The organism is Ensifer sp. Root31, from assembly GCF_001424825.1.
In the GTDB taxonomy this organism is placed as follows: Bacteria; Pseudomonadota; Alphaproteobacteria; order Rhizobiales; family Rhizobiaceae; genus Ensifer; species Ensifer canadensis.
Genome location: NZ_LMCO01000045.1, coordinates 191,030 through 214,491 on the forward strand (window position 1 = coordinate 191,030; position 23,462 = coordinate 214,491).

Here is a 23,462-nt window from a genome sequence, read left to right on the forward strand (position 1 = left end):
TGCAACAGGGAAATGTCGAGAAAGCGAATATTTTTTGGAAGCCTCCCCGGGAAGCCCGCAAATGCCGCGTTTTCGCGCCGCGCCGCCGTCTCTGAGATTGCACGCCGCGGCCGTTCTCCCCTAAAGCAGACTGGAAAAAAACGGAGCGGCAGGAGAATCACCCTCATGAACGAAGCGCAGCCGAAGACCGCGGACGAACTTTTCCGCTTTCTCGACGACCTCGGCATCGAACACAGCACCAAAAAACACGAGCCGGTGTTCACCGTGGCCGAATCGGTGGCATTGCGCGACGAAATCCCCGGCGGTCACACCAAGAACCTGTTCGTGAAGGACAAGAAGGACAACTACTTCCTTTTGACCGTAGAGGAACACGCGACCGTGGATCTGAAGACGGTACACCAGGTCATCGGTGCTGCGAGCAAGGTTTCCTTCGGCAAGCCGGAGAAGCTGATGGAATATCTCGGCGTCATCCCGGGAGCGGTGACCGCACTCGGCGCCATCAACGACACCGGCGGCAACGTCAAGGTGATCATCGACGAGGAATTGATGAAGTTCGATGTGATCAACTGCCACCCGCTTTCCAACGACGCGACGACCTCGATCGGCTCGAACGACCTGTTGCGCTTCATGGAAGCGACGGGACATGAACCGCTTGTCTTGAAAGTGACAGCCTGACATACGATCTTTGGCGCGAATGCAGGAAGCCGGATCACGAGCCGGCGAGGAGAGAAGAATGACGGGCAACGACAATCCCTATGCAGGGTCCTTCGGCAACCAGATGACCGCTTCGGCTTCCTTCGGCGGCCAGCCGGCCGCGGCCGCCGCACCGGGCGGCGACCTGATCAAGGAAACGACGACCGCCAACTTCAGCAAGGACGTGCTGGACGCCTCGCGCCAGCAGCCTGTTCTCGTCGATTTCTGGGCGCCCTGGTGCGGACCGTGCAAGCAGCTGACCCCCGTGATCGAAAAGGTCGTGACGGAAGCCGCCGGCCGCGTGAAGCTCGTCAAGATGAACATCGACGACCATCCGTCGATCGCCGGCCAGCTCGGCATCCAGTCGATCCCCGCCGTCATCGCCTTCGTCGGTGGGCGACCGGTCGACGGTTTCATGGGTGCCGTGCCTGAAAGCCAGATCAAGCAATTCATCGAAAAGATCGCCGGCCCCGCCGTCGACGACAGCAAGGCCGAGATCGAGGCAGCACTTGCCGACGCCAAGGGGTTGCTCGAAGCGGGCGATGCCGAGAACGCCGCCGGGCTCTTCGGCGCCGTGCTGCAGGCAGACCCGGAGAATGTGGTGGCTATTGCCGGCATGGTCGATTGCATGATCACGCTTGGCCAGATCGCCGAAGCGCGCGAAGCGCTTACGAGCCTGCCGGAAGATCTTGCCAAGGATGCCGGCATCAGCGCGATCGCCAAGAAGCTTGACCAGATCGAAGAAGCCCGCAAGCTCGGCGATCCGAACGCCCTGGAACAGCGGTTGGCGGCAAACCCTGACGACCATGAGGCGCGCATGATGCTCGCCAAGATCCGCAACGTGGAAGGCGACCGCAATGGCGCGGCCGACCACCTGCTGACGGTCATGAAGCGCGACCGGGCTTTCGACGACGATGGCGCACGGCGCGAGCTCGTCTCGTTCTTCGAAGTCTGGGGCCCGAAAGACCCGGCGACGATCGCCGCCCGCCGCAAGCTGTCGTCGATCCTCTTTTCCTGAGCAGAGCAGCAAGATCGGTGCGTTTTTCCCTTGAGATTTTCGAAGGGCGCACCATTTCTTGATCTGGTTGGCTATGCCTATGGGCGTGGCGGGGCAGAACCGGACATCTGCAAGGTCAATTGGAATGCATGTCGGAAATGCACGTTATCTTGGTCCGCAGGACTTGCCGGAGATCATTCCGGTGTTTCCGCTGACCGGTGCGCTGCTGCTCCCGGGTGCCCAGCTGCCGCTCAACATCTTCGAGCCACGCTACCTGGCGATGCTCGACGACGCTCTTTCCGGCAATCGGCTGGTCGGGATTGTCCAGCCCTCCTTCTGCGAAGGCCGCAACGACATCGGCGTCGGGCCGGTGCCCGCGCTCTGCGAGGTCGGCTGCATCGGCCGCATCACCTCCTTTGCCGAAACCGGCGACGGCCGCTACATCACCTCGCTGACCGGCGTATGCCGCTACCGACTGTTTAACGAGGTGGCCGGCACACGCGGCTATCGCCGCTTCCGTATCGGGCCCTTCACGGCCGATCTCGAAAATCGCGACGATGAAAGCCTTGTCGATCGCTCGGCGCTGCTGGCAGCCTTCAGGGCCTATCTGGAGGCCAACAAGCTGAAGGCCGACTGGGAGAGTGTCGAGCGCGCCAGCAACCGCACGCTGGTCAACTCCATGGCGATGATGTCGCCCTACGGACCGGCAGAAAAACAGGCGCTGCTGGAGGCCCCCGACCTCAAGACCCGCGCCGAGACGCTGATTGCCATTACCGAGATCGTGCTTGCGCGCAATTTCGGCGATGTCGACAACATTCTGCAGTAAGCGAGGGGTCATGGACGTCAACGCCAGCAAGGTCGATCCGAAACTGCTCGAACTGCTCGTCTGCCCGTTGACCAAGGGCCGGCTCAGCTATCGCGCCGAAGCCAATGAGTTGATCTCGGAAAAGGCACGGCTCGCCTATCCCATCCGCGACGGTGTGCCGATCATGCTGATCTCCGAGGCACGCAAGATCGAGGACTGACGCCAGCGGCCGATCCCACATCCTTTGACGATCAGTCAAGGAATAGCCCGTAAGTTGCCTGGACTATCGGTAGCTCGGCGGGACACGATGAACATCTGGCACTACGTCGTCGCGATCGTGACTCTGACCGCGCTTGGCGCGGCGGTCCATGTCTTCCGCTCGTCGTTCAATTTCATTCCCGATCGCTTCAATGCCGCGCCCGGCCAGTTCTGGCGCAATCACGCCATCGACGACATGCTGAGTGCGAACTACGGTTTCTGGGACATGGTCGCCGGGACCGAATACGACGAGGACGGATTTTACGAGTTCTTCAGCCGCAGAAATCTACGCATCTGCTTCACGTGGACGATCGCGATCGGCATGACATTGCTGTTGTCGTACCAGGATCTGCAAGACAAATTCACTGCCGTCGTCGATGTCGCGCCCGGCTGGCTCTGGGCGCTTTTCGTCTACCGGATCGAGAATCTCACCATCTTCTGACCCCTCAGATCGGCTGGCCGGAAAGCAGCCGCGGGTCCGCGTCGCCGGCAACGCCGGCCGCCTGGCGGATGAAGAAGCTTTTGAGGGACGGCAGCCGATCGACAAGACCGAGACCGAAGTCGCGGGCGATCCTGACGGGTGTAATGTCGTTCGAAAACAGTCGGTTGAGCACATCCGTGGTCACCCCCATGCGGAAGGTGTCGAACCGGCGCCAGCTCTGGTAGCGCTCGAGGATAGCAAGCGAACCGATATCGAGCCCGAGACGATCCGCCTCGACGATCGTCTCGGCCAGCGCCGCCACGTCCTTGAAGCCGAGATTGAGGCCCTGGCCGGAGATCGGGTGGATCCCGTGGGCGGCATCGCCCGCAAGCGCAAACCGCGGTTTTACGAAATCGCGCGCAAGGGTCAGGCCGAGCGGAAAGGCGCGACGGCCGCCGACAACCTTGAGATGGCCAAGCCTGTGGCCGAAGCGGCGCTCCAGCTCTTCTTCGAAGAGGAAATCGTCGCCCTTGACCAGGCGCTCCGCGTCCGCAGTGCGCTCGGTCCACACCAGCGACGAGCGATTGTTCTTGAGCGGCAGGGTGGCAAAGGGGCCGGCCGGCAGGAAATGCTCCTCGGCCGTGCCTTCGTGCGGGCGCTCATGCTCGACGGTGGTAACGATGCCCGACTGGCCATAGTCGAATTCGACCGTCTTGATGCCGGCCGCATCGCGCAGCTTCGAGCGCACGCCATCGCAGGCAACCAGCAGACGGGCCTCCAACTGCTCGCCGCCGGTAAGCGTCACCGCAACCGCATGATCGCCGCTCTCGAAGGTTTCGACCATGGTCGACTGCCGCACGGTTACACCAAACTCCTCGCAGGCGGCGCGCAGCGCGCCGACCATGGCCGTGTTCGGCACCATATGGGCAAAGGGCCGCCCCTCCTCCCCCTCGCCGTCGAAGGTGAGGAAAACCGGGCGCACCGGATCGGATGTCTTCGAATCGGTGATGACCATGCGCCGGATCGGCTCGGCCTCCGGCACAATCGCCTGCCACACGCCGAGAACATCGAGCATGCGCTCAGCTGCCGAGGCGACGGCAGAGGCGCGCTCGTCGCGCTTCCAGGCGCCTTCCGGCGCACCGTCTATGACGGAAACTTCGAGATGCGGTGCCGCCTTCTTCAGCGATACCGCGAGCGAAAGGCCGACATAGCCGCCACCGGCAATCAACACATCGATCATCCGCTTTCTCCCGTCGCACTTGAGCATCGTTTCATGCCTATATAGATCAATGCCATCGCCGTTCCTACCATCGGAGACAGCCGAAATGTCGCGCCCCACTGAGACCGCAACGCCCATGGATGCGCTGCTTGCCACACTCGACCTCGAAAAGCTCGAGGAGAACCTGTTCCGTGGCCGCAGTCCCCAGGTCGGCTGGCAGCGCGTGTTCGGCGGCCAGGTGATCGGGCAGGCGCTGGTCGCAGCCCAGCGCACTGTCGACGAAGGCCGCTACGTGCACTCGCTGCACGCCTATTTCATGCGCCCAGGCGATCCGTCCGTGCCGATCATCTACGAGGTGGACCGCATCCGCGACGGCTCGAGCTTCGCCACGCGGCGTGTCGTCGCCATCCAGCACGGCAAGGCGATCTTCTCAATGTCGGCGTCGTTCCAATATGACGAGGACGGCTTCGAACATCAGATCGACATCCCCAACGTGGCGATGCCGGAAACCCTGCCGGGCGAGCAGGAGCTGAAGGACAAGTTCCTGGCGCACGCCCCCGAAGCGATCCGCCGCTACTGGGAGCGGCCACGGCCGATCGAGATCCGGCCGGTCTCGCTCACCCACTATTTCGCCCGCAACGATGGTAAGCCGACCCAGGACGTCTGGGTCAAGGCCGTCGGCCATGTGCCCGACGAGCGCCACCTGCAGGCGGCCGTGCTTGCCTACCTCTCGGACATGACGCTGCTCGACACGTCGCTCTATGCCCATGGCACGTCGGTGTTCGATCGCAACCTGCAGGTTGCAAGCCTCGATCACGCCATGTGGTTCCATCGCCCCTGCAAGATGGACGACTGGCTGCTCTATACCCAGGACAGCCCCAGTGCCCATGGTGCCCGCGGCATGACCCGCGGCAGCCTTTTTGACCGTTCCGGCGTGCTGATTGCCTCGGTGGCGCAGGAAGGCCTGATCCGGAAAAAGGCAGCTGAACAGGAATAGGGCACTTATTCTTTTCTGCCTATTTTTTAATCTTCTAAAGTGACGATTTTTTAGCGCGTCGCGGCACCGTCGCTGTGCGTGATAATTTTCCCATGCCTTTTCATAGGTTTAGCGTGCCACGACGAATCTGGCACGCCCCTTGAATGTAGCTGTCCGGTTGCACGGCGCTTTCAGCGTTCCGCAGCAAGGAGAGATGGCCTCCGACCGGAGGCGAACAAGGATGGGAAACCGATGAAAATTGTGATGGCCATTATCAAGCCGTTCAAGCTCGATGAGGTTCGCGAAGCCCTCACTGCTGTTGGCATCCAGGGCCTGACCGTAACCGAGGTTAAAGGCTACGGCCGCCAGAAGGGACATACTGAAATCTATCGCGGCACCGAATACGCCGTGAGCTTCCTGCCAAAGCTGAAGATCGAGATCGCGGTCGCCTCGGAGGTCGTCGACAAGGCCGTGGAAGCGATCGCCGTTGCCGCCAAGACCGGCCAGATCGGCGACGGCAAGATCTTTGTCTACTCCATTGACCATGCCGTGCGCATCCGCACCGGCGAAACCGATTCAGAAGCGTTGTAAGCCACGCCGTTCAGGGAGCACTACTCGATGTCGTCAAGCAAACTTTCCACCTCTCTGGTCAGGATCGGCGCAGCCTCTGCCGCCCTTCTTGCACCGGTCGTCGCCTTTGCCCAGGAAGCCGCACCGGCAGCCGCCGCTGCCACCACCGCAGCACCCGTTCCCGACAAGGCCGACACGGCCTTCATGTTCATCTCCACGCTGCTCGTCTTCTTCATGCTGATCCCAGGCCTCGCGCTGTTCTACGGCGGCCTCGTTCGCGCCAAGAACATGCTGTCGGTCCTGATGCAGTGCACCGTCATCGGCGCAACGATGATGATCGTCTGGGTCGTCTATGGCTATTCGTTCGCCTTCGGCGGCTCGACCAACCCCTATTTCGGCGGCTTCGCCAAGATGTTCCTCGCAGGCGTCTCGGTTGACAGCACGTCGGCCACCTTCTCCCAAGGCGTGGTCATTCCGGAATACATCTTCATGCTGTTCCAGATGACGTTTGCAGCGCTGACGCCGGCCCTCATCATCGGCGCCTTTGCCGAGCGCATCAAATTCTCGGCGGCCGTGCTCTTCTCCGTCCTCTGGGCAACCTTCGTCTACTTCCCGATCGCCCACATGGTCTGGGACGGCAACGGCCTGCTCTTCGGCATGGGCGCCCTCGACTTCGCCGGCGGCACCGTCGTGCACATCAATGCCGGTGTTGCGGGCCTCATCGGCGCGATCATGGTCGGCAAGCGCACCGGTTTCGGCAAGGACATGATGGCACCGCATTCGATGACGCTGACGCTCGTCGGCGCAGCGATGCTGTGGTTCGGCTGGTTCGGTTTCAACGCCGGCTCCAACCTCGAGGCATCAGGCGGCGCGATGCTCGCAACCGTCAACACCTTCCTCGCGACCGCAGCAGCCATCCTTTCCTGGTCGGTCGTCGAAACCTTCACCCGCGGCAAGGCCTCGATGCTCGGTGCAGCCTCGGGCATGATCGCCGGCCTCGTCGCCATTACGCCTGCCGCCGGCATCGCCGGCCCGATGGGCGCGATCGTCATGGGCCTGATCGTTTCGCCGCTGTGCTACTTCTTCGTCTCGGTGGTGAAGAACAAGTTCGGCTACGACGACACCGCTGACGTCTTCGGCGTTCACGGCGTCGGCGGCTTCTTCGGTGCGCTGGCGACCGGCATCTTCGCATCGTCATCGCTCGGCGGCATCGGTTATGCCGACGGCGTCACCATGGGCGGCCAGTTCATGACCCAGCTCACCGCCGTCGCCATCACCATCATCTGGTGCGGCGTGGTCTCGGCCATCCTCTACAAGGTGGTCGACGCGATCGTCGGGCTCCGGGTCTCGGTCGAAGCCGAACGCGAAGGTCTCGACCTCTCGTCCCACGGCGAAGCCGCCTACCACAGCTAAGCCAATCGCGGCGCCGTCAACAGGCGCCGCTCAACGTCCCGTCGCGGTCCGTCTGATACGGATCGCCTTTGGCCCGGATCGACTGATCCGGGCTTTTTTTCCCTTTCATGCGGATTGCACGCCTCGCCCACCGGTATTTTAGCGGCATACACGCATGGTTAATGTCGCATTAACCGTGCTTCGCTTAGGTTGATTCCATGGCACGCAATGTGTCTTGAAGATCGAGACGGGCAGCAGGCAACATGAGCAGAAGCAATCCGGCAACGCTTGACAGCCGTTCCAACCGGTTCGTGCTAACCACATTCGTATGGCGACAGATCGCGTCGCTGGCGGGCTTTGCGCTGTTTGGCGCACTGGCGCTGGCAATCGCGGCGCTATCGACATGGAACGTTGCCGACCCGAGCTTCTCCTACGCCACCTCCGACGAGCCGACCAACGTGCTCGGTTATGCCGGCGCGGCCTTTGCCGACATCTTCATGCAGTTTTTCGGGCTTGCAAGCGTCGTCGCCCTGCTTCCGGCCGTTGCCTGGGCGCTGGTGCTGATCGGCGGCAAGCGCTTCGACAAGATCTTCAAGCGCCTCGGCCTCTGGTTCGTCGGATCGGTGCTTGCAGGCGCGGCCTTGAGCTGCGTCCCGGCGCCGATCACCTGGCCGCTGCCCAACGGCCTCGGCGGCGTCTTCGGCGACATGATCCTGCGGTTTCCCGCGCTGTTCACCGGCGCCTTCCCGACCGGCACCTTCGCTACCGTGCTTGCCTGCATCTTCGCCGCTCCTGCCGCCTGGTGCCTGATCTACAGCGCCGGCCTGATCGGTGTCGGCGAGGAGGAGGACGAAGACGAGATCGAGGCGCCGACGCCGAGCAAGGCGCGCACCGTGCGCGACGAACTGGACGAAGACGACAGCGAAGGCCCCTTCACCCTGCTGATGGGCTCTTTCGCCCACTTGCGCTACACCGTGCAGGCACGCGTCCGCCGCATCTTCGGCATGAGCGGTACCCGCACGCCGACGAAGCGCCAGTACGATGAGCCCTACGATTTCAACAATGACGAATTCGGCACGCTGAACGAGCCGGTCCGGCCGAAGCCGATGGCCGGCGACCGCATCGAACCTTCGCTCGACCGTTCCGAGCGCCGCATCGTCACGCCACCGCCGATCATGGCTGATGACGATGACGACATGCCCTTCGACATGGACGAGCGCCGCCCCGCCGGCATTCTGTCCGATGACGAGGACGACGATCTTGACGCAGCAGCCGACTGGGCGCCGAAAGCAGCACCGCCGAAGCAGGGTCTGCCGAAGGCCGGCTCGCGTGTTGCCACCCCGCCGCCTCGCCCGAAGACCAGCCAGCGGCTCGAGCGCGAGGCGCAGCGCTCCTTCGTCGAGGACGATGACGGCGATTTCGCGCTGCCGCCAATGCATTTCCTCGCCGAGCCGAAGAACGTCACCCGCGACGCTTCGCTCTCCGCCGACGCGCTGGAGCAGAACGCCCGCATGCTCGAAGGTGTGCTTGAGGACTTCGGCGTCAAGGGTGAGATCATCCACGTCCGCCCGGGCCCGGTCGTTACCCTTTATGAACTGGAGCCGGCGCCGGGCATCAAATCCTCCCGGGTCATCGGCCTTGCCGACGACATCGCCCGCTCGATGAGCGCCATTGCTGCCCGCGTCGCCGTCGTGCCGGGCCGCAACGCCATCGGCATCGAATTGCCCAACCAGCGCCGCGAAACCGTTTATCTGCGCGAACTGATCGGCTCGCGCGACTTCGAGACCAGCAAGGCGCGCCTGGCCATGGCGCTCGGTAAGACCATCGGCGGCGAACCGGTGGTCGCCGATCTCGCCAAGATGCCGCATCTGCTCGTCGCCGGCACCACCGGCTCGGGCAAGTCAGTGGCGATCAACACCATGATCCTGTCGCTGCTCTACCGCCTGCGTCCCGACCAGTGCCGCCTGATCATGATCGACCCGAAGATGCTCGAACTCTCCGTCTATGACGGCATCCCGCACCTGCTTTCGCCCGTCGTGACCGACCCGAAGAAGGCGGTCGTCGCGCTCAAGTGGACGGTGCGCGAGATGGAAGAGCGCTACAAGAAGATGTCGAAGATCGGCGTGCGCAACATCGACGGCTTCAACACCCGCGTCGAGCAGGCGCTGGCCAAGGGCGATGCGATCACCCGCACGGTGCAGACCGGCTTCGACCGCCAGACCGGCGAGGCGATCTACGAGACCGAGGAATTCGATCTGTCGCCGATGCCCTATATCGTCGTCATCATCGACGAAATGGCCGACCTGATGATGGTCGCCGGCAAGGACATCGAAGGCGCGGTGCAGCGGCTGGCGCAGATGGCGCGCGCTGCCGGCATTCATGTGATCATGGCGACGCAGCGCCCGTCGGTCGACGTCATCACCGGTACGATCAAGGCCAACTTCCCGACCCGCATCTCCTTCCAGGTGACGTCGAAGATCGACAGCCGCACCATCCTTGGCGAACAGGGTGCCGAACAGCTGCTCGGCATGGGCGACATGCTCTACATGGCCGGTGGCGGACGCATCCAGCGCGTCCACGGTCCCTTCGTCTCCGACACCGAAGTCGAGGAAGTCGTCGCCTATCTCAAGACCCAGGGCACACCGCAATATCTCGACGCGATCACCGAAGATGACGACGAGGACAATGACGGCGGCGGCCCCGCCGGCACGTCCAATCTTGCCGATTCCGACGACCCCTACGACCAGGCGGTGGCGATCGTTCTGCGCGACGGCAAGGCCTCCACATCCTATGTGCAACGTCGCCTCGGGATAGGCTATAATAGGGCCGCTTCACTGATCGAGCGCATGGAACAGGAAGGCATCATCGGCCCGGCAAACCATGCCGGCAAACGGGAAATCCTCGTGCCGACCGAAGCGGAAATCACTGGCCGGTAAACCCGGCTTTCGTCCCGGGCGATGATCCATGCCCGGTAACGGTCATGTGAGAGCGCGGCCCGCCGAAGGCCATGAAAAACGCCTTGAAGGTGCCGCACTTGCGCTCCAGATGATTCAGGAAATGAAGGAGACTGTGATGACAGAGACGAAAACCACCCTGGGCAGCAATCCGGCGATGTCGCGCCGTGTATTCGTTTGCGGCCTCGCGGCGCTCGCGGGCATGGGTGGCGCCGGTCTTGACGTCACCAAGGCCTTTGCCCAGGCCCCGGCCTCCGCCCAGAAGATCGCCGATCATTTCTCGTCGGTGAAGACCATGTCCGGCGAATTCGTGCAGTTCGGCCCGCGCGGCGAGCAGACCGGTGGCAAGTTCTACATCCGCCGCCCCGGCCGCATCCGCTTCAACTACGAGGCGCCTTCGCCGATGCGCGTGATTTCCGACGGCAAGTCGGTGGTCATCGGCAATATGAAGCTGAAGACCTGGGATATCTACCCGCTCTCCAAGACGCCGCTGAACCTGTTGCTCAGCGAGCGGATCGACCTGACCGGCAAGATGGTGCGCGACGTCAAGGAAGAATCAGACCTCATCACCATCGTGCTCGGGGATCGCTCGATCTTCGGCGATTCGACCATCACCATGATGTTCGATCCGAAGACCTACGACCTGCGCCAGTGGACGATCACCGATGCGCAGAAGAAGGACACGTCGGTGATGATCTTCAACGTCCGGACCGGCATCGCGCTCGACGACAAGGTGTTCAAGATTCCTTACGACGAGGTTCGCAACAAACGGGGCGGCTAAGACCGCCTCAGCATAGGCATTGTGGACATTGGCCGCCCACTGCATGTGTCCTCGGATCCGATCTAAGGATAAAACATGCAGCGCGTCAAAGTGCGCAGCGACCTTTTCATGCATTCCTTGTCCCGACGCGCCAGACCTGCTTAAACCTCCCCGACATCGAAAACATATCCGTCCTGAGCCGGCTTTCCATTCGTCGAACGCCCGGACCTACCCAATCATGGGGAATGAGCAATGGCCCTTTCCGTCGCCACGTGGAATATCAACTCCGTTCGCCTGCGCATGCCGCTGATCGAACATCTGCTGAAGACCTGGCAGCCCGACATTCTCTGCCTGCAGGAAACCAAGTGCCCGAACGACCAGTTTCCGTCAAAGCCACTCAAGGCACTCGGCTACAACCATATCGAGATGCACGGCCAGAAGGGCTATCACGGCGTCGCGACGATCTCGCGTCTGCCCCTGCACGAGCTTAGCGACCGCCGCGACTATTGCGGCGTCGGCGATGCGCGCCACCTTTCGGTGGTGTTCGAGGCGGGCGGCAAGAAGATCCGCCTGCACAATTTCTACGTTCCCGCCGGCGGCGACGAACCGGACAGGTCGATCAACCCGAAGTTCGGCCACAAGCTCGATTTCGTCGATGAGATGAAGCTGCTGCACGCCGAAGCCGAGGCGGGCATCTCCTCCATCCTCGTCGGCGACCTCAACATCGCGCCGCTCGAGGACGACGTCTGGTCGCACAAGCAACTCCTGAAGATCGTCAGCCATACGCCGATCGAAACCGAGGGCCTCAACACGGTGATGAACGGCGGCGCCTGGGTCGACCTGATGCGCCAGCATGCGCCGGCGCCGACCAAGCTCTATACCTGGTGGAGCTACCGCGCGAAGGATTGGGAAGCGGCCGACCGCGGCCGACGCCTCGACCACATCTGGTCGTCGGCCGACCTCGCGCCGAAGCTGACGCAGGTGGATATCCTGCGGGAAGCGCGCGGCTGGGAGCGGCCGTCGGACCATGTGCCGGTGATCGCGCATTTCGATATTTAGAGCGGCAACGCTCTACTGCGTGTTTCCTTAAATCCTATTCGATTTAAGGATAAAAACATGCAGCAATTCAAAGTGCTACAGCGCCGCGCGTCTAATAAGACGCGCGGCGCTGTAGCACGATCAGCTGCATCAAGAAAAGATGAGTAAAAATCTCATATTTTTCTTGATCCTGTTTTTCGAAGCGATTATCCCTTTTTGCGAGCGGCGGGGACACCGCCTCCGGCGGCTAAGCAGCCGTCGTTTCCATTGATTTTCGGGTGCTTCGCTCCGGGCCAGTCCGGAGGGCTTTCGTGCGCCCGCAAAAGGGGCCAGATCATGCGCAAGATTTTTCCGAACAGACCCGTTCGCACCTCGCTTCGTTCCCTTTCGGCAACAACGGCACTACTCGCGATCACGATCGGACTGCTATCAAATTCCGCCACCGCGCAGACGGCCACGAGTGAGAAGACGACGCGGCTGCAGAAGATCGAGGTTTCGGCCGCACAGGCGGCCACCAGCATCGCCGAGGACAATTATACCATCGCACCGTCGCGCAATATCACGGCGCTGAAGACCGACACGCCACTGGTCGAGACCCCGCGCTCGGTCTCCGTCGTCACCCGCAAGGAACTGGAGGAGCGTGGCGCCCAGGACATGATCCAGGCAACCCGCTATGCCGCCGGTGTTACCACCGGCGCCTTCGGCTTCGACCCGCGCTTCGACCAGATCTACATTCGCGGCTTCGAGACGACCACAACCGGCGACTTCCGCGACGGCCTGCGCCAGCCCTATATGAACTACGGCACCTTCCCGACCGAGATCTACGGTCTCGACCGCATCGAGATCATCAAGGGACCGGTGTCGGTGCTGTACGGCGCCGCCGGTGTCGGCGGCATCGTCAACCGCATTTCCAAGATGCCGCAGGACGACACGCACCGCGAGGTCGAAGTTCAATACGGCACGATCGGCCGCGCCCAGACGGCCTTCGATTTCGGCGGCCCGGCGACCGCCGAAGGCGACTTTCTCTATCGTATCGTCGGTCTGCTGCGGAACGGCGAAACCAGCTACGACGTTGCCGACGACCGCTACCTGCTGCAGCCCTCCTTCACCTGGAAGCCGGACGAGGCAACGTCGCTGACCGTCTACGGCCTCGGACAGAAGGGCGAGAGCGATGCCAGCCCGCGGGTGTTCGAATATGGCGGCAAGCTGCTGCGCTACAGCGATCCGGAATACGATCACCAGAAGGTGCGGCAGTATCAGGCTGGCTTCAAGCTCGAGCACGAATTCGACAATGGCCTGATCTTCCGTCAGCACGCCCGCGTCAGCGACATGGATTTGGACGCCCGCTATCTCGAGTTCGGCACGGCAACTGGCAATGTCTACGAGCGGTCGCCGGTCGCGATTACCGACAATCAGCGCGCCTACCAGATCGACAACCAGTTGCTGGCGACCTTCGATACCGGCGCCATCTCGCACACACTGCTGACCGGCCTCGACTATACCTGGATCACGTCAGACTTCGGGCTCGGCTTTGGCGCCAGCGATCCGGCCTATCGCTTCGACCTCGACAATCCGACCTTCGGCATCACCGGCCCGACGCCCGCGCTCACCAGCTTCAGTGGCCGCGATCTGCGCCAGACCGGCATCTATGCTGAGGACCAGGCGGAATTCGGCAACTGGCGCGCCGTCGCCGGCCTGCGCCACGACTGGGTGGACCAGACGAGCACCAACAAGAACACCGGTGCAGTCGACCGCAAGGACGACGGTGAAGTCACCGGCCAGGTGGGCCTGCTCTACCTCTTCGACAACGATATTGCGCCCTACGCCAGCTACGGCACGTCCTTCGTGCCGAGCACGCAGCTCTCGGCAGATGGTACGGTTCTGGATCCGACGACGGGCGAGCAGATCGAACTGGGCATCAAATACCAGCCGGAAGGCGAGGCCTATTCGCTGAGCGCCGCCGTCTACCGGATCGTCGAAACCGGGGCGCCGCAATATGTCGCGGACGCGTCGCTGCCCGTCTGCTACTACTACAAATCTTCGGGCGAGGTGACCACCAAGGGCTTCGAGGTCGAGGCGCGACGCGAATTCGACAATGGCTTCAGCCTGATCGCCGCCTACACCTACAACGACGCCGAGATCACCGGGAACGTCAATCCCGCACTGATCGGCAACGTGCCCTCGACCAAGCCGCGCAACATCGCATCCCTCTGGGTGAACTACCTCGTGCCAGACGATACGCAGCTCGCCGGTCTCAGCCTTGGCGGCGGTATCCGCGCCACCTCCAAGTCCTTCACCTCCGACGACAATACGGCGGAAAACGGCGGCGCCGTCTACTTCGACGCGTCGATCGCCTATGATTTCGGCGTGAAAAATCCCGATCTGAACGGATTGTCGCTGGCCGTCAGCGCAACCAACATTGGCGACCGGCGCGAAGAAGTCTGCACCGACGGTTACTGCTACTTCGGCCAGGGCCGCACCGTGCTCGGCACGCTCAAGTACAAATGGTAGGTGAAAACGCCTGGCGTGCGACCGTCTATCGGGAGTGCGTCAGGCGAAACGGCCGGCCAGTGCGCCTGCGCGGCGGATCATCGCCTGCAGGTTCTCGCGGATGCGCGCCTCCACGAGGGCGGCAACTTCCGGGTATTCTTCCAGCATGCGCCGGAACAGCGGGCGATTGATGCGGATCACTTCGCTGTCTTCGTCCGCGGTCGCGGTAAACTTGCGTTCCACCATCGAGATCAGCGCCAGTTCCGAGAGAAGCGCGCCGCGGCCGACGGTGGTGACATCCTCCATCGCGCCGTCGGCATTGGCTTTCGAAAGCGAGAGGCTGCCGCTGGCAATGGCAAAGGCGCAATCGGCCGGAGCGCCCTCGCGAAACAGCTCCTGCCCTTTGAACACGCGTCGACGTTCGGCGCCAAAGGCAATCAGCCTCAGCTTGTCCTCGCTGATATCGGCAAAAAGCGGCACATTGGACAGAAGAACGATGTCGTCGTTGAGCGCCAAACGGCTAACCTCCCTGAATCACGATGCTCCGGGGTTCGAAACCCAAGAGCATAGCAATCGATGCAAATAGTCCGAAGCAGCTGACGTGCGGAGAAATCATCGGACGTCGCCGCCTCACGGAACGATCTTGTAGCCGCCGTTCTCTGTCACCAAAATCTCGGCATTGGAAGGGTCTCGCTCGATTTTCTGGCGGAGCCGATAGACATGTGTTTCGAGCGTATGCGTCGTCACGCCGGAATTGTAACCCCAGACTTCTTCGAGCAGCACGTCGCGCGTCACCACCTTCTGGTCGGCGCGATAGAGATAGCGGATGATCGCCGCTTCCTTTTCGGTCAGCCGGATCTTCTGGCCGTTTTCGAGCGTCAGCAGCTTCTGGCTCGGCTTGAACGTGTAGGGACCGACACTGAAGGTCGCATCTTCGCTCTGTTCGTGCTGGCGCAGCTGCGCGCGGATACGGGCGAGGAGGACGGCGAAGCGGAACGGCTTGGTGACATAGTCGTTCGCGCCGGCTTCCAGACCGAGGATCGTATCCGAATCCGTGTCATGACCGGTGAGCATGATGATCGGCGCCTTGAAGCCGCCCTTGCGCAAGAGCTTGACCGCCTCGCGCCCGTCCATGTCGGGCAGACCGACATCCATGATCAGCAGATCGACCTGCTGGGCGCGCGCCGCCTGTATCCCCTTGCCGGCAGTCGCTTCCTGAAGAAGATCGAACTCCTCGTACAGCGAAAGCTGTTCGACCAACGTTTCGCGCAGGTCATTGTCGTCGTCGACAAGAAGAATGGTACGGGTCGCCATGGGACAATTCCTGTTTGCTTCCGGTTTCAAACTAGCTCAAATGCCCGTGTTGGCAAGCGAACCGGTTTTGGAACCTCGTTATATATGCAACCGTGCTTATGGTGCCCGCCAAATCACGGACAATTCAAAAATCTGTGAGAGAGATGCGCAAGAAAACGTCGGGAAGAAGGCCAGTCAAATCCGTCATCACCGTCCGGCCTGCCCCGCTTGATCGCAGGCGTGCGCTGGTTACCTTCGATGGCCGCACGGAGCAAGCGGCCATCGGCCGCAGCGGCATTACCAGCCGCAAGCGCGAGGGCGACGGTGCCACGCCGCGCGCCGCGATGAAACTCATCGGCGGCTATGTCAGGCGCGACCGCATCCTGCTGCCGCCGACGCCGCTGCCGATGCGGGCCACGCGTAACGGCATGCTCTGGTGCGACGCTCCCAGTCATGCCCGCTACAACCGTCCAGCCAATGCGCCCTTCGCGCCGAGCCACGAGGACATGATGCGCACGGACAGGCTCTACGACATCTGCCTGGTGATGGACTGGAACCTGACCAGCCGGCGCCGTTATGCCGGGTCGGCAATATTCTTTCACCTCATCCGCCCCGGATACGAGCCGACCGAGGGCTGCGTCGCCATAAGCCTTGCCGCCATGCGCCGGCTGATCCCGCATCTGCGTCGCGGCACCGTCGTCAAAGTTGTCTAATGTCGACGCTGCAATATGAGGCATGACCGGCGATCGAAAGAAGAATTCGGAAAGCATAGATCACGCGAGAAACCTCACCGGCCACAACCATCAACACTTCCGCAAGCTCTGGTGTCTATGTAGCCTCAAGCGAGATTTGCAGGACGAGTGCTGCCGATGCTGACCAAGACGGCCAAAGCGATACCGGCGACCGACGGACGGTTCTTCGGGATAAAAGAGGTTCGTGATAGCGCGGACGGCGTCTCGCAAGGTTCCGACATTGCGCAGCTGCTCGACTGGGTCGAATCCTATCTGATGGCCGGCCATTCCGATCTCGGACGAACCGGCGCTGTCTGCCCCTTTACCCGCCAGGCCGCCAAGATCGATACCGTCCGGTTGGCGATTTCTGACGCGCGCGCCGAGGACGAAGACACGGTCTTTGCGCTCATCCGTGGCGCATTCGGCGAACTCGAAGCCATCCCCTGCAAACCCGCGATGAAGCATTTCCGCACGGTGATCGTTGGCTTTCCTGACTGCGCCGATGCGGATGGGATCGCGATGTTGAAGCGCATCCAGCGGCGGCATCGGTTCTATTCACTCGCCCGCGCCCGGATGATCGGCATGATGCATGCAGGCTCCGAGGATCGCGGCCTGTGGAACCCGGACTTCCGACCACTGCGCTCGCCGATGCCGGTTCTCGCGATCCGGCATCTGGTCGAGAACGATGCCCCGTTCGCCGCTCTCCACCCCGCCCTCATGGTTGCCTATCTTGCCCGTTTCCCGATCAGAGGAACGCGGCGGCTCGTCAATCACTTCCGAAGCGGCTGAGCCATGCCCGGCCGAGCGACGTCGCCGATCGCCGACGCAGTTGAGATAACTCCGAGCTCTCAGCTTTTGGGCGACAATCTCCAAATCAGTTGCGTCACAAGTCTCGAAGGCTTCGAGGCCCTGCACAAGGAATGGGACGACCTGTTCGAGCGGACGGCGGAGCCTCAGCAGGTGTTCCAGCGTCATATCTTCCTGCGACACTGGGCGCGGCACTATCTCGATCCAAAGACGCAGCTCTGCATCCTCATCGGTCGTATCGACGGGCGTCTCGTCACCCTCTGGCCACTGGTGCGCCGGCGCAAGCTTGGTTTTGATGTGCTTGGTTTCATGGGAGCGCCGGTGACCCAATTCGGCGACGTGCTCGTCGAGGCCGGCGAGAACAGACACGCCTTGCTCGAAGCCGGCTGGAACGCCGTCGCATCGCTCGGCGCCGATCTCTTCGAAGCACGGCGGGTAAGAGCGGATGCTGCCCTATGCGGATCGGTGATCCCAAGCGGCGCCTCCTTGCCTGGCGACGTGCAGGCGCCTTTCGCAAGCCTGTCACGGCGGGTGACAGCCGATGGCCCCGGCATCGCCTATTCCGCACGCGAGCGCTCGAACTATCGGCGCCGGCTGCGAAGGCTGCGAGAGCACGGCGACATCACCTTTACCGAGCCGGAGCCGGGGTCAACAGCCGCAACGGCCGCAGCCGCTGCCATCACCATCAAGAAGAACTGGCTGCTCGAAAACGCGATCCTGTCGCCGACCGTCATGGACAGCCGCTTCCAAGCGTTCTTCGAGGACCTGGCCGGCGATCCCGGCGCCGGCCTCTGCGCCTCGACGATCGCCTGCGATGGGCGGCCGATCGGCGTCGATCTGTCCTTCGATTGCAAGGGCCACACCTTCGGACACGTGCTGGCAACCGACCCTGGCTATGACCGCGAGGGCCTCGGGCGGCTGCTGATCCACCGGACATTCGCGGCCGCCGCCGATCGCGGCAGCCGTGTCTTCGACCTGCTGGCGCCAGCGGATGGCTACAAGATGCAGCACGCCGACGGGCTGGTTGCCGTCAGCGACTATGCTTTCGCGTTCTCCTGGCGCGGCTGGCTGCTGCGCGAGCTTGTCATGGCGCGGCTGCAACCGGCGGCCAAGGTCTTGGCAAAGCGCCTTCCGTCCGCCCTTGTGCGCAGGCTGGCAAAACACAAGATCTGATCCAATCAGGCAAGCCGGCGCGGCCTCAGGCGAGTTGGCGCGGCGTGACGAAATCGATGAGACGGCACCGGCCCGATGCCAGGTCCTCCCAACTGGAGCCGTCGAACGCGAGTACGGCAAGCGCCGCTGTCGGAAACTTCTCCCGCATGCGCGCGAGCGCCTCCTGCCTGCCCGATCCGGCCAGCAGATGCGCAAGTTCCTCCATGCCCGGATTGTGGCCAACGACAAGCAGGTTACGGATATCAGGGTCAACGGCGCGAATGGTCGCCAGAATGGCGGGTGCCCCAACTTCGTACATGTCGCGCGTCTCACGGGTGGGGATTGGCGGCGGCAGGTTATCCCGAACCAGCGCCCAGGTTTCCCGCGCACGTCGCGCAGTGGAAACGATCGCGAGCCCCGGGATCAGCCCTTTGCGCTTCATATCTGCGCCGATCAGTGGCGCCGCCTTGCGGCCGCGCTCGCCGAGCGGCCGGTCGTGATCCGGCACGCCGTCCGGCCATGCGGACTTGGCATGGCGCAACAGCATCAGGCGGTATGTTTTCGCCCCGCGATCCCCGGCCATCACGTCCTCCTTCGCAGCGAAGTACGATCTACTCCGTCAGGTCCATTCTGGCATCGCTTCGACGTTTTGTCCCCGTACTGCATAATTCCTTAAATCGGAATCGATTTAAGGAGGAAATTATGCAGCAGGTTTAATGCGCTACAGCGTCCTTTGCGCCTCATATCTGACGCGCAAAGGACGCTGTAGGAGTGAACCACAAAAAAGGCCGCCCCGAAGGGCGGCCATCAACGCCGGAAAGCTCAGGAACCGGCTTATTTCCACTCGCGCCAGCTTACTTCCACTCACGAATGTCGACGAAATGTCCGGCGACCGCTGCGGCCGCCGCCATTGCCGGCGATACCAGATGTGTGCGTCCCTTGAAGCCCTGGCGGCCTTCGAAGTTACGGTTGGAGGTCGAGGCACAGCGCTCGCCCGGCTTCAGCCGGTCGTCGTTCATCGCCAGGCACATCGAGCAGCCCGGCTCGCGCCAGTCGAAGCCCGCTTCCCGGAAGATCTTGTCGAGGCCTTCGGCTTCCGCCTGCTCCTTGACGAGGCCGGAGCCCGGAACAATCATCGCCGAAACGGTCGGCGCAACCTTGCGGCCTTCGACGACAGCGGCAACGGCGCGCAGATCCTCGATGCGGCCGTTGGTGCACGAGCCGATGAAGACGCGGTCGATGGCGATGTCAGTGATCTTGGTGCCGGGCTTCAGGCCCATGTAGTCAAGCGCGCGCCACTTGGAGGTGCGCTTGTTTTCTTCCGGGATCTCGTCCGGGTTCGGGACGATGCCCTGAACCGAGATGACGTCCTCAGGCGACGAACCCCAGGAGACGATCGGCGGCAGATCGGCAGCGTCGAGCACGACGACGCGATCGTAATGCGCGCCTTCGTCGGTGTGCAGCGTCTTCCAATAGTCGAGCGCCATTTCCCAGGCCTTGCCCTTCGGCGCGCGCGGCTTGTCCTTGATGTATTCGAAGGTCGTTTCGTCGGGCGCGATCAGGCCGGCGCGGGCACCGCCTTCGATCGTCATGTTGCAGATGGTCATGCGGCCTTCCATCGACAGCGAGCGGATCGCTTCGCCGGCAAACTCGATGACGTGTCCGGTGCCACCGGCGGTACCGATCTCACCGATGATGGCAAGGATGATGTCCTTGGCGGTCACACCTGGCGGCAGCTGGCCGTCGACGCGCACCAGCATGTTCTTGGCCTTCTGCTGGATCAGCGTCTGGGTCGCAAGCACGTGCTCGACTTCCGACGTGCCGATGCCATGCGCCAGCGCGCCGAAGGCACCATGCGTCGAGGTGTGGCTGTCGCCGCAAACGATGGTCATGCCCGGCAGCGTGAAGCCCTGCTCCGGGCCGACGATGTGCACGATGCCCTGGCGCTTGTCGTTTTCCGAGTAGTATTCGACACCGAACTCGGCTGCGTTCGTGGCGAGCGCCTCGACCTGGATGCGGCTCTCCTCGTTCTTGATGCCGAGATGGCGATCAGGTGAGGTCGGCACGTTGTGGTCGACGACGGCGAGCGTCTTTTCCGGAGCGCGGACCTTGCGGCCAGCCATGCGCAGGCCCTCGAAAGCCTGCGGGCTCGTCACCTCATGAACGAGATGACGATCGATGTAGAGAAGACAGGTGCCATCGTCCTGGCTGTTGACCAGATGGTCGTCCCAGATCTTGTCATAGAGAGTACGCGGTGCGCTCATGGCGATATATCCATCGAATTTTCAGAAGTAAGGGAAAAGCCGGCAGCAAGGCAGCCGGAAACACTGATCAAGGGATCAGGATAGGAGGCTTGTCAGCGCCCCGGATACGCGCGCAAAAAAGCGTGCCGGCAGACGCTTGTGGTCCTGCAGCACGACGATTTTTTGCTCTCGACATCCGAACTTGGATTCCATGAGGCCGTACATATCAATTTTTTGACACTTCGGCAATCGGTGGAAGCAGCCTCAACGCTGCTCGGCGCGCCGCAACCGCCGCTCGATCCCCCGCAAGCCCAGCGACAGGCCAATGGTCAGGACGAGATAGACATAGGCAACGATCGAATAGGTCTCGAAGAAGCGAAAGGAACCGGAGGCGTAGACCTTGCCCATCTGGGTGATGTCGGCGACGCCGAGCACCGAGACCAGCGAGGAGTCCTTGACCATGGCGACGAAGTCGTTGCCGAGCGGCGGCAGGATCACGCGGATCGCCTGCGGGAAGATCACCAGGCGAAACCGCTGGTAGCGCGTCAGGCCCAGCGCCTTGGCTGCCTCGACCTGACCCTTGTCGACCGAGAGGATGCCGGCCCGAAAGACTTCGGCGATGAAGGCGGAATAGCCGATCATCAGCGCCATGATCGCCCGCCACATCAGCGAGATGTCGCGCACCACCACCGGCTCCATCCAGCCGGCCGATATCAGCGGCGCGGTGATGAAGTTGGCGACCGTGACGAGCGTCGGCGCGCCGACGAAGGCGATGTAGAACAACAGGACGAGGATCGGCACGCCGCGGATGACCTCGGTGTAGAAGCGTGCGATCTGGCGAAGTGCCGCGTGCTCCGACAGCGCCATCAGCGCAATGCCGAGACCGAGCGTCGTCGCCAGCACGAAGCCCATCAGGGTCACGAAAATGGTGACGCCAATGCCCTTGAGGACGACGTTGAAGACTTCGGTGTAGATGTCATTGGTGACGATAACAGCGGCGAGCGCCACGGCAATCACCAGAAGGGCGACCAGCCACCAGGGATAGTCGCCCTTTCCGGACTTATCAGTCGATTGTGGGGAGGCCATGGCCTGCGATCAGCCGCCCATCTTGTAGTCGAGGAACCACTTCTTATCCAAGGCGTCGAAGGTTCCATCTTCCTTCAGCGCCTTGATCGCGGCGTTCACCGGGCCGACCAGGTCCGAACCCTTGGGATAGATGAAGCCGAAATCCTCGGTGCCGAGCGGGCCGCCGACGACCTTCAGCTTGCCTTCGGACGAATCGACATACCCCTTGGCGGCAACGCTGTCGGTCAGGACGACGTCGACGTCGCCGGCCTTGAGCGCCTGCACGGTGGCACCGAAGGTTTCGAACAGCTTGATGCGCGGGTTCTGCTCGTTGCCATCGAGCATTTCGTAGACGGCGGTGTAGAACGGCGAGGTGCCCGGCTGTGCGCCGACCAGACCGTCGGCGAAGGCGCCGAAGCTCTTGCCGTCGTTGAAGCGGTTCTCGTCGCCGCGCACCAGCATGAACTGCTGCGAGCGCATGTACGGATCGGAGAAGTCGACCTTCTCCTTGCGGTCGTCCTTGATGGTAATGCCGGTCATGCCGATCTGGTACTGGCCGTCGTGAACAGCCTGGATCATCGCGTCCCAGCTGGTGTTCTGGTACTCGACCTTGAAGTTCAGACGCTTGGCGATCTCGTTCATCGCATCATATTCCCAGCCGATCGCCTCACCGGTCTTCGGATCGACGAACTGCAGCGGCGGGTAGGCATTTTCCGTGACGACGACAACCGTCTTGCCACCGAGATCCGGCAGGTCGCTGGCGAAAGCCGGTGCAGAAAAAGCAAATGGAACGGCAAGTGCGGCTGCGATGCCCGCAAGCACATGGCGACGGATTGTCATTGGAAGAGCTCCCGAAAAGTGTGGCAGCGAAAAATGTCACGGATTGCTAAGAAAAGACAAGCGCATAGTACCAAAAAAGAAAGGCGGCCCGAGGCCGCCTTCCCTACAATCCCAAAGGATTGAAATCTTATTCCGCTGCGGCTTCAGCTGCCTTGGCTTCGGCGGCTTCTGCTGCTGCCTTGGCTTCTGCGGCTTCGGCTGCTGCCTTTTCGGCTGCAAGAGCCTGAGCTGCTGCGATCTTTTCAGCTTCGATCCGTGCCTTTTCCTCGACAACGGCCTGGCGCTCGGCGTCGTTCAGCTTGCGGGCGCGCGTACCGGTGTTTTCAACGATACGAGCCGACTTGCCGCGACGATCGCGCAGGTAGTAGAGCTTGGCGCGACGGACCTTACCGCGGCGAACCACTTCAACGCTCTCGACGAGCGGCGAGTAAACCGGGAATACGCGCTCAACGCCTTCGCCGTAGGAGATCTTGCGAACGGTGAAGCTTTCGTTGATGCCGCCGCCCGAACGAGCGATGCAAACGCCTTCATAGGCCTGAACGCGGGTACGCGTGCCTTCGACAACGCGGACGTTGACGCGCAGCGTGTCGCCTGCGGAGAAATCGGGGAGCGTGCGCTTGGCGGCAATCTTGGCGGCCTGTTCGGCTTCCAGCTGCTGGATGATGTTCATCGGGTTAACCTTTCAAGTTCTTCTGAAACAGCCAGAGCGCTCTCGATCGACCTGTCGGACGTACCTTCAGATGTTGCCGGACCCCGGC

23 protein-coding genes are annotated in these 23,462 nt (G+C 62.3%); 15 read left to right on the forward strand and 8 right to left on the reverse strand.

Going from position 1 to position 23,462, the window contains the following annotated elements:
- Positions 1-165 precede the first annotated feature (165 nt).
- The 5 genes from ASD00_RS30020 to ASD00_RS30040 all read left to right on the forward strand — a co-directional run bounded on the left by ASD00_RS30020 (position 166) and on the right by ASD00_RS30040 (position 3,195).
- The gene (locus ASD00_RS30020) at positions 166-675 is read left to right on the forward strand and encodes a prolyl-tRNA synthetase associated domain-containing protein (protein ID WP_025425149.1); all 510 of its coding nucleotides are present in this window, start codon (positions 166-168) and stop codon (positions 673-675) included.
- 58 nt (positions 676-733) lie between these two features.
- On the forward strand, positions 734-1,711 hold the full coding sequence (trxA, locus tag ASD00_RS30025) for a thioredoxin (RefSeq protein ID WP_025425150.1): 978 nt from the start codon (positions 734-736) through the stop codon (positions 1,709-1,711).
- A gap of 124 nt (positions 1,712-1,835) precedes the next feature.
- On the forward strand, positions 1,836-2,516 hold the full coding sequence (locus ASD00_RS30030) for an LON peptidase substrate-binding domain-containing protein (protein WP_025425151.1): 681 nt from the start codon (positions 1,836-1,838) through the stop codon (positions 2,514-2,516).
- Positions 2,517-2,526: 10 nt separating this feature from the next.
- The gene (locus ASD00_RS30035) at positions 2,527-2,715 is read left to right on the forward strand and encodes a Trm112 family protein (RefSeq protein WP_025425152.1); all 189 of its coding nucleotides are present in this window, start codon (positions 2,527-2,529) and stop codon (positions 2,713-2,715) included.
- Between the two features lie 87 nt (positions 2,716-2,802).
- Positions 2,803-3,195, forward strand: coding sequence for a hypothetical protein (locus ASD00_RS30040; protein ID WP_025425153.1), 393 nt, complete (start codon positions 2,803-2,805; stop codon positions 3,193-3,195).
- 4 nt (positions 3,196-3,199) lie between these two features.
- Here the strand turns inward: ASD00_RS30040 and ASD00_RS30045 are convergent, their stop codons facing one another.
- The gene (locus tag ASD00_RS30045; RefSeq protein WP_057210855.1) at positions 3,200-4,414 is read right to left on the reverse strand and encodes a ubiquinone biosynthesis hydroxylase; all 1,215 of its coding nucleotides are present in this window, start codon (positions 4,412-4,414) and stop codon (positions 3,200-3,202) included.
- 85 nt (positions 4,415-4,499) lie between these two features.
- Between ASD00_RS30045 and tesB the strand changes: the two genes are divergently transcribed.
- The 7 genes from tesB (at position 4,500) to ASD00_RS30080 (ending at position 14,594) form a co-directional block, all read left to right on the forward strand.
- Positions 4,500-5,390, forward strand: a complete 891-nt coding sequence (gene tesB, locus ASD00_RS30050) for an acyl-CoA thioesterase II (RefSeq protein WP_025425155.1) — start codon at positions 4,500-4,502, stop codon at positions 5,388-5,390.
- A 231-nt stretch (positions 5,391-5,621) separates the two neighbouring features.
- On the forward strand, positions 5,622-5,960 hold the full coding sequence (locus ASD00_RS30055; RefSeq protein WP_025425156.1) for a P-II family nitrogen regulator: 339 nt from the start codon (positions 5,622-5,624) through the stop codon (positions 5,958-5,960).
- Positions 5,961-5,987: 27 nt separating this feature from the next.
- Positions 5,988-7,352, forward strand: coding sequence for an ammonium transporter (locus ASD00_RS30060; RefSeq protein ID WP_057210857.1), 1,365 nt, complete (start codon positions 5,988-5,990; stop codon positions 7,350-7,352).
- Between the two features lie 242 nt (positions 7,353-7,594).
- Positions 7,595-10,267, forward strand: a complete 2,673-nt coding sequence (locus ASD00_RS30065) for a DNA translocase FtsK (protein ID WP_025425157.1) — start codon at positions 7,595-7,597, stop codon at positions 10,265-10,267.
- A gap of 136 nt (positions 10,268-10,403) precedes the next feature.
- Positions 10,404-11,066, forward strand: coding sequence for an outer membrane lipoprotein carrier protein LolA (locus tag ASD00_RS30070; RefSeq protein ID WP_025425158.1), 663 nt, complete (start codon positions 10,404-10,406; stop codon positions 11,064-11,066).
- 231 nt (positions 11,067-11,297) lie between these two features.
- Positions 11,298-12,104: an exodeoxyribonuclease III gene (locus tag ASD00_RS30075; protein WP_025425159.1), complete on the forward strand. Its 807-nt coding sequence runs from the start codon at positions 11,298-11,300 to the stop codon at positions 12,102-12,104.
- 315 nt (positions 12,105-12,419) lie between these two features.
- Positions 12,420-14,594, forward strand: a complete 2,175-nt coding sequence (locus ASD00_RS30080) for a TonB-dependent siderophore receptor (RefSeq protein ID WP_057210860.1) — start codon at positions 12,420-12,422, stop codon at positions 14,592-14,594.
- Between the two features lie 39 nt (positions 14,595-14,633).
- On the opposite strand, the gene ASD00_RS30085 is transcribed toward ASD00_RS30080, so the two are convergent.
- Both ASD00_RS30085 and ASD00_RS30090 read right to left on the reverse strand, forming a co-directional pair.
- Positions 14,634-15,089, reverse strand: a complete 456-nt coding sequence (locus ASD00_RS30085; RefSeq protein WP_025425161.1) for a cyclic nucleotide-binding domain-containing protein — start codon at positions 15,087-15,089, stop codon at positions 14,634-14,636.
- Between the two features lie 114 nt (positions 15,090-15,203).
- On the reverse strand, positions 15,204-15,887 hold the full coding sequence (locus ASD00_RS30090; protein WP_025425162.1) for a response regulator transcription factor: 684 nt from the start codon (positions 15,885-15,887) through the stop codon (positions 15,204-15,206).
- Between the two features lie 143 nt (positions 15,888-16,030).
- Between ASD00_RS30090 and ASD00_RS30095 the strand changes: the two genes are divergently transcribed.
- The 3 genes from ASD00_RS30095 (at position 16,031) to ASD00_RS30105 (ending at position 18,577) form a co-directional block, all read left to right on the forward strand.
- The gene (locus tag ASD00_RS30095) at positions 16,031-16,579 is read left to right on the forward strand and encodes a L,D-transpeptidase family protein (RefSeq protein ID WP_025425163.1); all 549 of its coding nucleotides are present in this window, start codon (positions 16,031-16,033) and stop codon (positions 16,577-16,579) included.
- Positions 16,580-16,735: 156 nt separating this feature from the next.
- Positions 16,736-17,386, forward strand: a complete 651-nt coding sequence (locus ASD00_RS30100; RefSeq protein WP_128090482.1) for a DUF6875 domain-containing protein — start codon at positions 16,736-16,738, stop codon at positions 17,384-17,386.
- Positions 17,387-17,389: 3 nt separating this feature from the next.
- Positions 17,390-18,577 carry a GNAT family N-acetyltransferase gene (locus ASD00_RS30105; protein WP_081788825.1) on the forward strand — a complete coding sequence of 396 codons (1,188 nt, stop codon included), beginning with the start codon at positions 17,390-17,392 and terminating at the stop codon, positions 18,575-18,577.
- Between the two features lie 25 nt (positions 18,578-18,602).
- Here the strand turns inward: ASD00_RS30105 and ASD00_RS30110 are convergent, their stop codons facing one another.
- The 5 genes from ASD00_RS30110 to rplS all read right to left on the reverse strand — a co-directional run bounded on the left by ASD00_RS30110 (position 18,603) and on the right by rplS (position 23,374).
- Complete coding sequence (locus ASD00_RS30110; protein WP_057210861.1) at positions 18,603-19,139, reverse strand: histidine phosphatase family protein; 537 nt, start codon at positions 19,137-19,139, stop codon at positions 18,603-18,605.
- Positions 19,140-19,410: 271 nt separating this feature from the next.
- On the reverse strand, positions 19,411-20,820 hold the full coding sequence (gene leuC, locus ASD00_RS30115; protein WP_025425167.1) for a 3-isopropylmalate dehydratase large subunit: 1,410 nt from the start codon (positions 20,818-20,820) through the stop codon (positions 19,411-19,413).
- A gap of 243 nt (positions 20,821-21,063) precedes the next feature.
- Positions 21,064-21,885: an amino acid ABC transporter permease gene (locus ASD00_RS30120; RefSeq protein ID WP_025425168.1), complete on the reverse strand. Its 822-nt coding sequence runs from the start codon at positions 21,883-21,885 to the stop codon at positions 21,064-21,066.
- 9 nt (positions 21,886-21,894) lie between these two features.
- Entirely contained in the window at positions 21,895-22,704 is an 810-nt protein-coding gene (locus ASD00_RS30125; protein ID WP_025425169.1) for a transporter substrate-binding domain-containing protein, read from the reverse strand.
- Positions 22,705-22,831: 127 nt separating this feature from the next.
- Entirely contained in the window at positions 22,832-23,374 is a 543-nt protein-coding gene (rplS, locus tag ASD00_RS30130) for a 50S ribosomal protein L19 (protein WP_025425170.1), read from the reverse strand.
- Between the last annotated feature and the right edge of the window lie 88 nt (positions 23,375-23,462).

Coding starts and splice junctions, on each gene's coding strand:
- ASD00_RS30020 (WP_025425149.1), top strand. CDS start 166: ATGAACGAAGCGCAGCCGAAGACCGCGGACGAACTTTTCCGCTTTCTC.
- trxA (WP_025425150.1), top strand. CDS start 734: ATGACGGGCAACGACAATCCCTATGCAGGGTCCTTCGGCAACCAGATG.
- ASD00_RS30030 (WP_025425151.1), top strand. CDS start 1,836: ATGCATGTCGGAAATGCACGTTATCTTGGTCCGCAGGACTTGCCGGAG.
- ASD00_RS30035 (WP_025425152.1), top strand. CDS start 2,527: ATGGACGTCAACGCCAGCAAGGTCGATCCGAAACTGCTCGAACTGCTC.
- ASD00_RS30040 (WP_025425153.1), top strand. CDS start 2,803: ATGAACATCTGGCACTACGTCGTCGCGATCGTGACTCTGACCGCGCTT.
- ASD00_RS30045 (WP_057210855.1), bottom strand. CDS start 4,414: ATGATCGATGTGTTGATTGCCGGTGGCGGCTATGTCGGCCTTTCGCTC.
- tesB (WP_025425155.1), top strand. CDS start 4,500: ATGTCGCGCCCCACTGAGACCGCAACGCCCATGGATGCGCTGCTTGCC.
- ASD00_RS30055 (WP_025425156.1), top strand. CDS start 5,622: ATGAAAATTGTGATGGCCATTATCAAGCCGTTCAAGCTCGATGAGGTT.
- ASD00_RS30060 (WP_057210857.1), top strand. CDS start 5,988: ATGTCGTCAAGCAAACTTTCCACCTCTCTGGTCAGGATCGGCGCAGCC.
- ASD00_RS30065 (WP_025425157.1), top strand. CDS start 7,595: ATGAGCAGAAGCAATCCGGCAACGCTTGACAGCCGTTCCAACCGGTTC.
- ASD00_RS30070 (WP_025425158.1), top strand. CDS start 10,404: ATGACAGAGACGAAAACCACCCTGGGCAGCAATCCGGCGATGTCGCGC.
- ASD00_RS30075 (WP_025425159.1), top strand. CDS start 11,298: ATGGCCCTTTCCGTCGCCACGTGGAATATCAACTCCGTTCGCCTGCGC.
- ASD00_RS30080 (WP_057210860.1), top strand. CDS start 12,420: ATGCGCAAGATTTTTCCGAACAGACCCGTTCGCACCTCGCTTCGTTCC.
- ASD00_RS30090 (WP_025425162.1), bottom strand. CDS start 15,887: ATGGCGACCCGTACCATTCTTCTTGTCGACGACGACAATGACCTGCGC.
- ASD00_RS30095 (WP_025425163.1), top strand. CDS start 16,031: ATGCGCAAGAAAACGTCGGGAAGAAGGCCAGTCAAATCCGTCATCACC.
- ASD00_RS30100 (WP_128090482.1), top strand. CDS start 16,736: ATGCTGACCAAGACGGCCAAAGCGATACCGGCGACCGACGGACGGTTC.
- ASD00_RS30105 (WP_081788825.1), top strand. CDS start 17,390: ATGCCCGGCCGAGCGACGTCGCCGATCGCCGACGCAGTTGAGATAACT.
- ASD00_RS30110 (WP_057210861.1), bottom strand. CDS start 19,139: ATGGCCGGGGATCGCGGGGCGAAAACATACCGCCTGATGCTGTTGCGC.
- leuC (WP_025425167.1), bottom strand. CDS start 20,820: ATGAGCGCACCGCGTACTCTCTATGACAAGATCTGGGACGACCATCTG.
- ASD00_RS30120 (WP_025425168.1), bottom strand. CDS start 21,885: ATGGCCTCCCCACAATCGACTGATAAGTCCGGAAAGGGCGACTATCCC.
- ASD00_RS30125 (WP_025425169.1), bottom strand. CDS start 22,704: ATGACAATCCGTCGCCATGTGCTTGCGGGCATCGCAGCCGCACTTGCC.
- rplS (WP_025425170.1), bottom strand. CDS start 23,374: ATGAACATCATCCAGCAGCTGGAAGCCGAACAGGCCGCCAAGATTGCC.